At 60.6% G+C, this 11,308-nt stretch carries 15 protein-coding genes; 5 read left to right on the top strand and 10 right to left on the bottom strand.

Annotated features, from left to right (window positions below):
• Positions 1 to 10 precede the first annotated feature (10 nt).
• The 4 genes from ACLFKU_RS27375 to ACLFKU_RS27360 form a co-directional block, all read right to left on the bottom strand.
• Entirely contained in the window at positions 11 to 1,333 is a 1,323-nt protein-coding gene (locus tag ACLFKU_RS27375; protein WP_410851156.1) for an amidohydrolase family protein, read from the bottom strand.
• 367 nt (positions 1,334 to 1,700) lie between these two features.
• The gene (locus tag ACLFKU_RS27370) at positions 1,701 to 2,090 is read right to left on the bottom strand and encodes a hypothetical protein (protein ID WP_368582978.1); all 390 of its coding nucleotides are present in this window, start codon (positions 2,088 to 2,090) and stop codon (positions 1,701 to 1,703) included.
• 291 nt (positions 2,091 to 2,381) lie between these two features.
• The gene (locus ACLFKU_RS27365; RefSeq protein ID WP_368582977.1) at positions 2,382 to 2,921 is read right to left on the bottom strand and encodes a thioredoxin family protein; all 540 of its coding nucleotides are present in this window, start codon (positions 2,919 to 2,921) and stop codon (positions 2,382 to 2,384) included.
• 1 nt (position 2,922) lies between these two features.
• Complete coding sequence (locus ACLFKU_RS27360; protein ID WP_368582976.1) at positions 2,923 to 3,639, bottom strand: cytochrome c biogenesis CcdA family protein; 717 nt, start codon at positions 3,637 to 3,639, stop codon at positions 2,923 to 2,925.
• 365 nt (positions 3,640 to 4,004) lie between these two features.
• On the opposite strand from ACLFKU_RS27360, the gene ACLFKU_RS27355 reads away from it, so the two are divergent.
• The 4 genes from ACLFKU_RS27355 to ACLFKU_RS27340 all read left to right on the top strand — a co-directional run bounded on the left by ACLFKU_RS27355 (position 4,005) and on the right by ACLFKU_RS27340 (position 7,040).
• Positions 4,005 to 5,048, top strand: a complete 1,044-nt coding sequence (locus tag ACLFKU_RS27355) for an alpha/beta fold hydrolase (RefSeq protein ID WP_368582973.1) — start codon at positions 4,005 to 4,007, stop codon at positions 5,046 to 5,048.
• A 380-nt stretch (positions 5,049 to 5,428) separates the two neighbouring features.
• Entirely contained in the window at positions 5,429 to 5,776 is a 348-nt protein-coding gene (locus ACLFKU_RS27350) for a DUF4148 domain-containing protein (protein WP_410851155.1), read from the top strand.
• A 40-nt stretch (positions 5,777 to 5,816) separates the two neighbouring features.
• Positions 5,817 to 6,164, top strand: coding sequence for a DUF4148 domain-containing protein (locus tag ACLFKU_RS27345; RefSeq protein ID WP_368582970.1), 348 nt, complete (start codon positions 5,817 to 5,819; stop codon positions 6,162 to 6,164).
• An 87-nt stretch (positions 6,165 to 6,251) separates the two neighbouring features.
• A complete protein-coding gene (locus tag ACLFKU_RS27340) occupies positions 6,252 to 7,040 on the top strand; it encodes an alpha/beta fold hydrolase (RefSeq protein WP_410851154.1) in 789 nt (262 codons plus the stop codon).
• A 21-nt stretch (positions 7,041 to 7,061) separates the two neighbouring features.
• Here ACLFKU_RS27340 and ACLFKU_RS27335 read toward each other — a convergent pair whose 3' ends face one another.
• Positions 7,062 to 7,535, bottom strand: coding sequence for an Lrp/AsnC family transcriptional regulator (locus ACLFKU_RS27335; protein WP_013092527.1), 474 nt, complete (start codon positions 7,533 to 7,535; stop codon positions 7,062 to 7,064).
• A 336-nt stretch (positions 7,536 to 7,871) separates the two neighbouring features.
• Here ACLFKU_RS27335 and ACLFKU_RS27330 point away from each other — a divergent pair, with 336 nt between their 5' ends.
• Complete coding sequence (locus tag ACLFKU_RS27330; RefSeq protein WP_410851153.1) at positions 7,872 to 8,501, top strand: LysE family translocator; 630 nt, start codon at positions 7,872 to 7,874, stop codon at positions 8,499 to 8,501.
• A 238-nt stretch (positions 8,502 to 8,739) separates the two neighbouring features.
• On the opposite strand, the gene ACLFKU_RS27325 is transcribed toward ACLFKU_RS27330, so the two are convergent.
• From ACLFKU_RS27325 to ACLFKU_RS27305, 5 genes are all read right to left on the bottom strand, one after another.
• Positions 8,740 to 9,540 carry an SDR family oxidoreductase gene (locus ACLFKU_RS27325; RefSeq protein WP_410851152.1) on the bottom strand — a complete coding sequence of 267 codons (801 nt, stop codon included), beginning with the start codon at positions 9,538 to 9,540 and terminating at the stop codon, positions 8,740 to 8,742.
• 105 nt (positions 9,541 to 9,645) lie between these two features.
• The gene (locus tag ACLFKU_RS27320) at positions 9,646 to 9,801 is read right to left on the bottom strand and encodes a DUF3309 family protein (RefSeq protein WP_013092523.1); all 156 of its coding nucleotides are present in this window, start codon (positions 9,799 to 9,801) and stop codon (positions 9,646 to 9,648) included.
• Positions 9,802 to 10,028: 227 nt separating this feature from the next.
• Complete coding sequence (locus tag ACLFKU_RS27315; protein WP_410851151.1) at positions 10,029 to 10,238, bottom strand: hypothetical protein; 210 nt, start codon at positions 10,236 to 10,238, stop codon at positions 10,029 to 10,031.
• A 344-nt stretch (positions 10,239 to 10,582) separates the two neighbouring features.
• Positions 10,583 to 10,801: a hypothetical protein gene (locus ACLFKU_RS27310; protein ID WP_368582965.1), complete on the bottom strand. Its 219-nt coding sequence runs from the start codon at positions 10,799 to 10,801 to the stop codon at positions 10,583 to 10,585.
• Positions 10,802 to 10,996: 195 nt separating this feature from the next.
• A complete protein-coding gene (locus tag ACLFKU_RS27305; protein ID WP_410851150.1) occupies positions 10,997 to 11,296 on the bottom strand; it encodes a hypothetical protein in 300 nt (99 codons plus the stop codon).
• Between the last annotated feature and the right edge of the window lie 12 nt (positions 11,297 to 11,308).

Genomic DNA, 11,308 nt, shown 5'->3' with positions numbered 1-11,308 from the left:
GTATCACCGATTACGCTTTCAGCGTGTTCTTGTAGAACTTTCCATCCTTCATCACGATCCGCAGGTTCTGCTCCGGGTTAGCCATCAGGTCGAGATTCTCGAGCGGATTGCCATCGACGAGAAGCAGATCGGCGTATGCACCTTCTTCGAGTACGCCGAGCTTGCGCGGATACGGATTGCGGTGCCCGGACAGCGCGAGTAGTTGTCCATTGGTGCCCGTTGCCATGGTCAATGCCTCGGCTCCGCTGTACCAACGCTTCATATGCGTGAGCATCCTGCCTTGCCCCGCGGCCACGGTCTGCGAAAAGATCAGGTCCGTACCGAATGCGACCTTGATGCCATGCTTGCGCGCGAGTTTGAAAGCGCGATCGGTGCCCGCGATCACTTCGAGAAACTTCTCGCGACTCTGTGGGGCGAGCGGGCCCACGTCGTCTTCGTTGACGAACGGCTGCGTGCTCAACCATGTGCCGTTCTTCGCCATCAATGCCGCGGTCTTGTCGTCCATCAGATGAGCGTGCTCGATGCACTGCACGCCTGCCGCAACGGAGCGCTGAACCGCTTCGGGCATGTACGCATGCGAGAGCACATAGGTGCCCCAGTCGGCCGCTGTTTCGACGGCCGCGCGCAACTGCTTTTCGGTGAAGGTGAGCATGTCGAGCGGGCTGCGCGGCGTCGATACGCCACCGGAGCCGACCAGCTTGATCTGCGTCGCGCCCTGGATGAACTGCTCGCGCACGCGCAAGCGGACTTCGTCTTCCGTGTCGGCGATCGCGAAGCCACCGTCCCGTTCCAATTGGGTGATCTGGCTGCTGGTGCGCGGCATTTCGCTCAGTGCGCGAAAATCGCCGTGACCGCCGGTCGTCGTGATCATCGCGCCAGACGGATAGATGCGCGGTCCGGAAATCATGCCGCTATCGATTGCCTGCTTCAGCGCGAATGACGGGCCGCCCGCGTCGCGGATCGTCGTAAAGCCGCGCAGCAGCGTGCGTTCGGCTTCAGCGCTTGCGGCAATATGGACGAGCGAAATGTCGGATTGAAGGATGACCTGAACCGGCACCGCCGCGAGCAGTGCATGCCAGTGCATGTCGATCATGCCGGGCATCATCACCTTGCCACCGCAATCGACCAGCGTCTTGCCGTCGATCGAAGCCGGTTGACCTCGACCCAACTGGCTAATGCTGTCACCCTCGACAACCATATAGAGGCCGTCACGCAACGTCGACGATTTGCCATCGAACAAACGGAAGTTCGTGAACAGCACCGGCTTCGCGGGCGGTGCTGGCGGCACGGTGGTTTGGGCATTGCTGAGTCCGGGCAGTACCAGACTCAACATCGATGCGGCGAGACCAGTGACAAAACCGCGGCGCGACAGGTCGGCACTAATACGGCGGTTTGCATATTGCACTTGTGACTTGTCGCAAAGACATGAAGAAGATGGACTGACTATTTTATTGCCAAGATACTTTCCTGAAGGCATAGCTCACCCCATGACGTGGACCACTGTGCATCGAAAGCCGCCGTCTGACTACAGTTCACAACTGGCGACGTGAGAGTCAAGCCAGCACAGAGTATCTGCTGCGAACGTGGATGGCAAATGCGTGAGCGGAGTGCGGAAATGGTCGGTCGAACTAAGGTAGTGCGACGAGCGGGCGTAGCGAGGGCCAGCCCGCCGAATCGGTGAACGCCGAATCTTCGAGTATTCAGTGGCGGCGCTGAAATTCCCAATTGTCCGAACCGGACCGGCAGAATCGCGGAGTGAGATGCATGGTTTGTCCTCTTGCACTGAGGTCGATTGCCGCGACCCGGCATGTTCGCGCTTCTTCCTTGACCGTGTGTGAGGGTGTGATCGTCGCGTGGACACGAGGCCTGTTGCGCGTGGCCTCGTTCGTCCAGTCGAGTGTTTCGCCATCCTGCTTGGTATCGAGCGCCTGATTCACTGCGGACTGGATCGACGCGATGTCTGCTTGCCGCATCAGACTGATCGGCGTATCGCTCAGGAATCCAAGGTTGATGGCCGCGTGAGCGCCCATTGTTTCCAACACGAGCAAGCTACCAATAACCGCTTTGTACAGCCGCGACGGTACTGACATGGGTTGGTTCTCCTGAGAAGAGGTCATGCGGAGATCGAAGGCCAGAAGGACAATAACGGCAATGACAGCCGATAGTACCATTGGAAAAGTCTTGACGAATTCGTTCGTCCAGCCGGGGCGCGAAAGGTCCGTTTTACACCTTGAAAGCGTCGCCAGCAGCGAATCCGGAGCAGGGTTTGGCGGACAAAGAGAAGCCCGCCTGACCCGACGATTCGGTTCAGGCGGGCTTGTGCGATCAAAGCTCGATGTAGGTGATCGTCGCGACCAGCGTCATCGCGACGGAGCGCTTCGTCAGTTCTTCTGCGCGAGCAGCGCCTGAATCCTGGCTTCGGTCTGCGCATAGTCGCCTTCTCCAAAGTGCGAGTAGACGATATGACCTTGCTTGTCGATCAGATAGAACGCGGGCCAGTACTGGTTGTTATACGCATTCCAGGTCGCGTACTGATTGTCCTGCGCAACCGGATAGGTGATGCCGAGCCGCTTGAGCGCGGTCTTCACATTGCCGGTGTCGCGTTCGAACGGATATTCGGGCGTATGCACGCCGATCACCGTGAGCCCCTGATCCTTGTACTTCTGGTTCCAGCTTTTCACGTAAGGCAGCGTGTTGGCGCAATTGATGCAGCTATAGGTCCAGAAGTCGACGAGTACTACTTTGCCGCGCAACTGCTGCAATTTGAGCGGCTCGCTATTGAGCCATTGCGTGATGCCCGTGAGCTCGGGTGCGGGCGGCCCGCTTTCCTGCGGCGCGGCGATCGCGGCCGTACTCGCCGCGATCAACGCGCAGGCGGCAAACGCGGTGGACAGTGCGAAGTTTTTCAATCGGGTAGTCATGTCAAAGTCCTTTGAGTGAGGGGAAAAGGCCGGCGAGCCGCGCGTACAGCAGCACGTCGTACTGCAAATAGATGGCGAGTGCGGTCAGCATCACCAGTACGCCGAACACCTGTTGCAGACGTTCTGCGTGACGTGAGACGACACGTACGTGACGCGTCACGTAATGTCCGCCGTAGATGATCGCGAGCATCGGAATCGCCGCGCCGATCGCATACAGCGTGAGCAGCAGCGCCGACCAACCGAAGTCCTGAGCCTTCACGACGAGCACGAGAATCGACGCGAGCACGGGGCCGGCGCAGGGCGTCCATACCGCGCCGAGCGACATGCCGAGCACGAAGCCACCCGCGTTGCCGCTGCCCGGCTGCGTGCCCGGCGCAATGGCCGCGCCGATCCGGTCGAGCGGCCCTTGCAGTTGCGCGACGAGCCAGTCGTAGGGGCGCGGCCAGATACGCAGAAGTCCGGACAGTGCGAGCAACGCGATGCCGGTATTGCGCAGTACCTGTTGCGCGACGTGCACGGTGCTCGACACCGCGCCCAATAGCAGCGCGAAAGACGCGAAGGTCAGAATGAAGCCGGCAACGATGAACAATGGCCGCGTACGGCTCGGTTGTTCGACGGAAGTGCCGAGCAGAATCGGCATCACCGGCAGCACGCAGGGAGAGGCAATCGTCAGCAACCCGGCGAGCAGGGCGAGCGGAGTTTCGAGAGTACTGTGCATGATGGGCGTTCCGTTGGCTGGGATGACCGTATTGGAACGCTCACGCGTATCTGGTTTATGTCGGCGATCAGGCGCGCTTGCAATGTTGTATGTCCGCGCACGGCGCAGATACATTGCGACACAAATCGGCTGCGAGACGATGCGCGCCGCGGTGGTTGCCGAACGGTCCCGGCGTGAGGAAGGCGCTGTTGGTGATGCCGCGCGTGTGTGTAGTCGACTACGGCCTGCGTTGCCTGCAAAGCAACGACCCGTGAACTTAGTTGCTCTTCCTGATGACAGCCTGCGCTGTCACCATTCATCTCAAGCAGTGTTCGATTCGTTTATTCCAAATTCCGTATCCAAGCCTGGCTTGAAGGAGAACAACCATGTCGGATCAGATCAATAGCCGTCGCCGCCGCTTTCTCGGAACGGCGGTTGCGGGTATCAGCCTGCTCGAATTGGGACTGAGCGGGCTCGCGCATGCGCAATCGGCCGACACGGCCGGCAATGCGAGAGCAGGCGCGCGCGTGGCGTCGTTCGAGAACATTCGCTCGATCAATGCAGGCACGCTGAGCATCAGCTACGCGGAAGCGGGCCCGCAGAACGGACCAGTGGTCATTCTGCTGCACGGCTGGCCTTACGACATTTACAGCTTCGCCGAAGTAACGCCGTTGCTGACGGCGGCCGGTTATCGCGTGATCGTGCCTTACCTGCGCGGCTACGGCGGCACCCGTTTCCTGTCGGCGGATACGCCGCGCAACGGCCAGCAGGCAGTGGTCGCGGTCGACATCATCAACCTGATGGACGCGCTGAAAATCGACAAGGCCGTGCTCGGCGGCTTCGACTGGGGCGCACGCACGGTGAACATCGTCGCCGCGCTGTGGCCGCAACGCGTGAAGGCGATGGTGTCGGTGAGTGGTTATCTGATCGGCAGCCAGGAGGCTAACCGCGCGCCGTTGCCGCCGAAGGCCGAACTCGCGTGGTGGTATCAGTTCTATTTCGCCACCGAGCGTGGCCGTGCCGGTTATGAAGCGAACCGTCACGACTTCAACAAGCTGATCTGGCATACCGCCTCGCCGAAATGGAATTTCGACGACGCCACCTTCGAGCGCTCCGCAGAATCGTTCAATAACCCGGACCATGTTGCCGTGGTGATTCACAACTACCGCTGGCGTCTGGGACTCGCGCAGGGCGAGCCGCAATACGACGAACTCGAAAAGCGCCTCGCCACCGGACCGACGATCGCGGTGCCGACCATCACGCTCGAAGGCGACGCGAACGGCGCCGCGCATCCGGAGCCCGCTGCATACGCGAAGAAGTTCACCGGCAAGTATCAGCACCGCAACATCAGCGGCGGCATCGGCCACAACCTGCCGCAGGAAGCGCCGAAAGCTTTCGCGGATGCGATTCTCGACGTCACGCGCCTTTGATCGAGCCGGCGTTAGCCGGCTTCTCTCTTCTGAACGGAACCCCGGCAGCCGAACGCACGGCTGCCGGGTTTTTTTCATGGGCGGGCCATTTGCAGCACACGCGCAACTCGCACGACGCATGCGACGCCGGCCCTGCGCCGCATGTTCGGAAGCGGGGTTTTGTATCGCAATGTATCAACGGCGTACGCAGACAAACACGCTTGCAGAAATGGGGGGTGACGAAAACATTGCAGATACGTTGGGGCGTTCTAATGTCTTCACGCAAGGTTGATTCACAACGTTGCGTGTGAATCAGGCGGGGCGTCACAGTGTATCTGCGCTGATGGTTTTGTGTCCCGCTCAATCCTTATCCCTGATGGTTTGATACCCGGAGAAGACTCATGAAACTCGTTCAATCGCTGATCGTCGCTGCACTCGTCGCCGCTCCTGTTGTTTCGTTCGCGCAATCGCAACCGCAACAGGCGCTCACTCGTGCGGAAGTTCGCGCGCAGGTGGTCCAGTTGCAGAAGGCCGGCTATAGCCCGGCTAGTGACAACGCGCAATACCCGCAGAACATCGAGGCAGCTGAAGCGCGTGTCAGTGCGGGCAACGACGCTACCGCTTACGGCGGTGTCGAGAATGGAAGCTCGGCGTCCAGCTCGCATGTGCCGATGAAGCATGCGGCCGCGCACAGCGCCAACGACGGCTCGAACGTCGTCGGCCTCGGCCCCATCTACGCGCACTCCTGATTCGTTGATCCCTGAATGTTCTGATACCCGGAGAAGACTCATGAAACTCGTTCAATCGCTGCTCGTCGCCGCACTCGTTGCTGTTCCCGTTGTTTCGTTTGCGCAATCGCAACCGCAACACGCGCTCACTCGTGCTGAAGTTCGCGCGGAGCTGGTTCAATTGCAAAAGGCCGGCTACAACCCGGCCAGCGACAACACGCAATACCCGCGGAACATCGAGGCGGCCGAGGCGCGCATCAGCGCGAGCCATGACGCAGCCGCCTACGGCGGTGTCGCGAACGGCAGTTCGGCTTCGGGCTCGCACCTGCCGATGAAGCATGCGGCGGCGGATCGCGTGTATGACGGCTCCAACGTCGTCGGCCTCGGTTCCATCTACGCGCATTCGTGATCGATGCAAATGAGCAAGGCGTCCGCGCGCACCGATTCACGTCGACGCGCGGACGCCTTGTTTAACCCACCTGACGAGATATAAACGATGACCACGCTGCTGAAGAAAATTCTCGGTTCCGTTCTGTTGCTGGGCGGACTGTTCGCATTGCAGGCCACGGAGTTCGCTCAGGCTGCGCCGTCCGACGACCTGAAGGGCAAGAACGTCGTACTCGTCCATGGCGCTTTCGCCGACGGGTCCAGTTGGGACAAGGTGATCCCGTTGCTCGAAGCGCGCGGCCTGCATGTCGTGGCCGTGCAGAATCCGCTGAGTTCGCTCGCCGACGACGTGGCGGCCACCCGGCGCGTGATCGCGCAGCAGAACGGACCTGTGATTCTGGTCGGCCATTCATGGGGCGGCGTGGTGGTCAGCGAAGCCGGCAACGACGACAAGGTGAAGAGCCTCGTATACGTCGCGGCATTTGCGCCGGACAACAGCCAGTCCATCGCCGACATCACGAAAGACAAACCCGCGCCGGTCTGGGCTGATGAGTTGCGCAAGGACTCGGCCGGTTATCTGACGCTATCGACCCACGCGGTGCTCGACGACTTCGCGCAGGATCTGCCGCTGCCGCAGAAACGCCTGATCGCGGCGACCCAGCAGCCGTGGGCCGCTGGCTGTATCGACGACAAGGTGACGAACGCCGCCTGGCATGACAAGCCGTCGTACTTCGTGGTGTCGGGCCGCGACCGCATGATCGATCCGGCCTTGCAACTGGAGATGGCGAAGCACATCGACGCGAAGATCACGCGCGTCGAAACGAGCCATGTCGCGATGCTGAGTCAGCCGCAAGCGGTGGCCGATGCGATCATCGCCGCGTCCCGGGCCGCGCGTTAAAACGCGCAGTCTGATCGCCAATCAGATTGCGATCGACGGAATGCTCTTCATGCAGCGCAGCGCGAACATCGAGCGGCTATGGCGAATGCCTGCGATCTTGTAGAGCTTTTCTCGCAGGAAGCGTTCGTAGCCGGCGGTGCCGTCTACCGCGACCTTGACCAGGTAGTCGTAATCGCCGGACACCAGGTACGCTTCGAGTACTTCGCTGAGCGTGGCGAGCTCGGCGCCGAAGCGCGCGAGCGCGTCTTCGTCGTGGCGGTCGAGCGTGACTTCGAGCAGCACGACGTCCGCGAAACCGAGCTTCTGCTGATCGAGCAACGCGACATAGCCGCGGATATACCCTTCGTTTTCGAGCTGCCGCGTGCGATTCCAGCACGCGGTGGTCGACATGCCGACCAGTTCGGCAAGATCCGCATTACTGAGCCGGGCGTTCTTCTGAAGCTCGCGCATGATCTTGCGATCGAGCGCGTCGAGCGGGCGGTTTCGGGTGTTCATCAACGATATGGGAAGAATATTTTGCGGAACAATATTGTAAGTGAAGATCGTTCCGAATAGGCGGCATAAGCAGATGCGTTTAAGAAGCCTATCCAGCGGGGCTCCCGGTATATTTTCAGCGTGCATTCATGCCCGGGACAACCGCCCGGACCGCGGGCCTCGCGCCGGCGATCCTCCGTGGCCAAAAGCCGCTTTTTCGGTGTCTCGCCGCCTTCACGGTAAGGCGGCACGCGGGCGAATTCCGGCGTTACCCACGCAGGCAGACGCGCTCGCCGGGCATGGACGCATGTCGCCGCATGTGTCTATCGCAACTCTCTTTTGCCCGCTGATTCGCCGATGCCGATCCAGTTGTATGTTTCGTTTCTTCTCGCGTCCGCCGTACTCGTTTATTCGCCCGGCCCGGTCAATGTTCTTACGATGAGTCAGGCGCTCAGCGCCGGATGGCGCGCGGCATTACCCTGTGTATGGGGTGGCACCTGTGCGGTATTGCTGCAACTCGCTTTTACCGCGTTGTGTCTGAACTCGCTATTGCTGATCGATGAGCGCGCGCTAATCGTGCTGCGTTGGGCCGGCGCGATATATCTGGTTTATCTGGGCTTCAAACAATGGCGAAGCGGCACATTCGCGGCTTCTCCGCTTCCGGCAAAAAGCGCCGGACAACGCGGTTTGTTTTGGCGTGGCTTCGCGACGTCGGGCCTGAATCCGAAAACGCTATTGTTCTTTCCGTCTTTCTTTCCGCAGTTCATCAGTACTTCGTCGAATGAAGTCGATTGGTCGGCCAATCATCAATACCTGTTGCTGGCCAGTACTTTTGCGCTGATGTTCGCGTTGGGCGTCGCGTCGACGGCAATCTTCTCGCACCGTCTGCGCACGGTTCTGCAGCGGCCGACGCGGTTGCGTGTCGTGAACCGCCTGATGGGTAGCTTGCTGGTCGGGATGGGCGCGCTGATGGCGGCGGTACGCTGACTACGAAACTAGCCGCATACCGCCGCCGCGGGAACAACGTCATCCTTATCGTCTGTACCGCGCGAGATCAATGGAAAATGAGGTACAGGATGATCAGTACGATCAACGGAACGCCAAGCAGCCAGCCAATCAGGTAAGGCATGATGTCATCTCCTTTCGTATTGAAGTTCGAATACACAGGAGTTTTAGCAGGCAGCGTGCCTGAGTCGGAAAGGCACATGTGGTCACGTACGAAGCTTTAGCCGTTATTCGAAAAGCCCGGGTACAGCGTCATCCCGCCATCGACGAACAGCGTCGTGCCGACGACATAATCGCTTTCATCGGACGCAAGCCACACCGCCGCCTTGCCGATATCTTCCACGCCACCGACGCGTCCGTAGGGAATCAACTGCAATAGTTTGTCGAGTGCTGCTTGCGAATCCCATGCGTCCTGATTGATCCGCGTACGGATCGCGCCCGGCGCAATCGAATTGACGCGAATGCGCTCGGGTGCCACTTCCTGCGCCAGCGATTTCATGAACATCTGAATGCCGCCTTTCGACGCGGCGTAATTGACGTGCCCCGCCCACGGAATGACCTCGTGAACGGAACTCATGCAAATGATCTTGCCGAGCGCTTTCGATACAGTCGTCGGGCCGCGTTGGCGAAATTCTTTTACCGCGGCCTGGCAGGTTAGAAACTGGCCGGTTAAATTCGTCGACAGCACGAGTTGCCAATCGTCGAGCGTCATGTCGGCGAGTGGACTGTCCTTCTGCAGTCCGGCATTCGCGACCACGATATCAATGCCGCCAAAGCGCGCGCGACCCGCCTCGAAGAGGTTCGCTACCTGAGAGGGATTCGATACGTCTGCCTGGATCGCGATTGCGGATCCACCGGATTTTTCTATTTCGTCGGCGAGCTTTTCATCAGGTTCCGCATGCGAATGATAATTGAGCACGACCGCCGCGCCGGCATCCGCGAGTGCTTTGGCGACGCCGTAGCCGATTCCCGAACTCGCACCGGTAATCAGTGCGACCTGATTGGCCAGTAGCTTTTCCATTTGAGTGCTCCGGCAACGACGAGAAGCGAAGCCGCCATCTACCGGCGCGCGACATCGCGCGGATAGACGGCGGCCCGCCGGGTGTTCCAGTCCAGGACGCGCGGCCTATATCACGCCGGCAACCAGCAGAACGATCACCACGATCAGTACGATGCCGAGTCCGCCGGTCGGACCATAGCCCCACGCCCGACTGTGCGGCCACGCTGGAAAAGCGCCGATCAGCAGCAGAATCAGCACGATGAGAAGAATGGTTCCTAGCATGTTATGACCTCCGCCTGGTTGAAGGGGACCTGCTGCACCTAGGTCAGCCGCAAGGCCGCAGGGTAATCCCTAGCGAGCAAACCGCGTGCCCACGGCCGATCCGTTAAGAGGATCACGGTGACAGCGCAGGCCGCGTGCGGAGATTCGCGAGTCGATTGAAACGGCACCCATTGCGCTCAAAACATGAGGAGGGTGCCGTTTTTCCAATTGCGGACACGTCGCGCGTCCTATAGAAGGTAGGGTCCGTTGATGCGGCCTTCGAAGATCGCGGTGTTGATGGCCCAATCGTCGACGGTACCCGTGCCGCCACCGTCCACCTTGACGACTACCGATCGGCCGCCGCGCAGCGTCTTCATCTGTTCGGCGCTCAGCGTTTTGTCGTTGGATGGCTCGCCCGCGCCGGGCGGCAGGTCTTTGATGATCACAGTGGCTTTCATGGCATTTCTCCTTGACGTGAAAGGCGAGCACAGTGCGGCGCCCGCCTCGATTTCTGCAAGGCCTATGCCAAGGTGTGGGAAGTGAGCCGCAAAAGGGAGCGGGGGCCGCGATGCGAAGCCTGGCAAGGATCCGCGCGATAGCCGCATTGAATCAAGCCGGACACGACCGCGATTGCGAGTCGAAGTGTTTGCGCGCGTCGCACGGGTCGCATACTAATGGTTGGGGCGCAGCGCAACGTGCCGCGTGGCGAACCCTCCCATGCCATACTCAATCGCAAGCCCAAATGGAAACGGCACGCGCTATTTCCGCGTGCCGTGCTGGTGAAACGCCCCCGCGAGCAATCCTAGCGGCGTCGCCCTTTGCGCGGCGAAGCGGCTTCCGCGATACGCAGATGCGCGTCAGGAAAGCCCGGCGGGTATGCGACGACGCGCGTCGCGGCCGGCACCAGCGGCGCGGCGAGACTCGAACGCGCGCCGACGCGAGCGCCGCCGACGATGGCGGCCATCGCCTCGCGGTCCAGCTCGACGCTTTCGGTCAGATCCTTGATGCTCAGCTTGGCCATGACGGCTCCAGAAAAACGCGCCGGCGGCCAGACCCGTTCGGGTTCCGGCCGCCGGGCTCGGAATGTGCTCAGTGTGCTATTCGTTGTACTCAGGTCTCAACGCACTATCAGTATAGGAAATCCGTTCGCGGCATGCATTGCCGTGCTGCTGTCGCGGCAGTGAAGGAACCCCCGGTCCCTCGCTGCTTCGCGGGCTTACACGGCGGAGAGATTGGCGCCCGCCAGGATCGGGTCGACTTTCAGCTTCGGCAGCACGACGCCCGAGCCGATATAGCCGATGTCATTGAGCGCTGCGACATTGACGATCTGCTGTTGAGCCAGATTCTGGGTGACGTTGACATTGACGTTGACGTTGGCGATGCCGGCAAGGCTGCCGAGCCCACCAGGGCCCGAGGGCATGGGCACGTTGCTGCCGGTGCCGCCTGCGATCCCGGACATGGTCCGGCGATCGAGTTCGCGCGCGCCGGGCAGATCGCGAATCATGAGGGATGACATGGCGTTTCTCCT

The organism is Paraburkholderia sp. EG304 (assembly GCF_046543485.1).
Classification (GTDB): Bacteria; Pseudomonadota; Gammaproteobacteria; order Burkholderiales; family Burkholderiaceae; genus Paraburkholderia; species Paraburkholderia youngii.
This window is presented reverse-complemented; position numbering and strand designations above follow the sequence as displayed.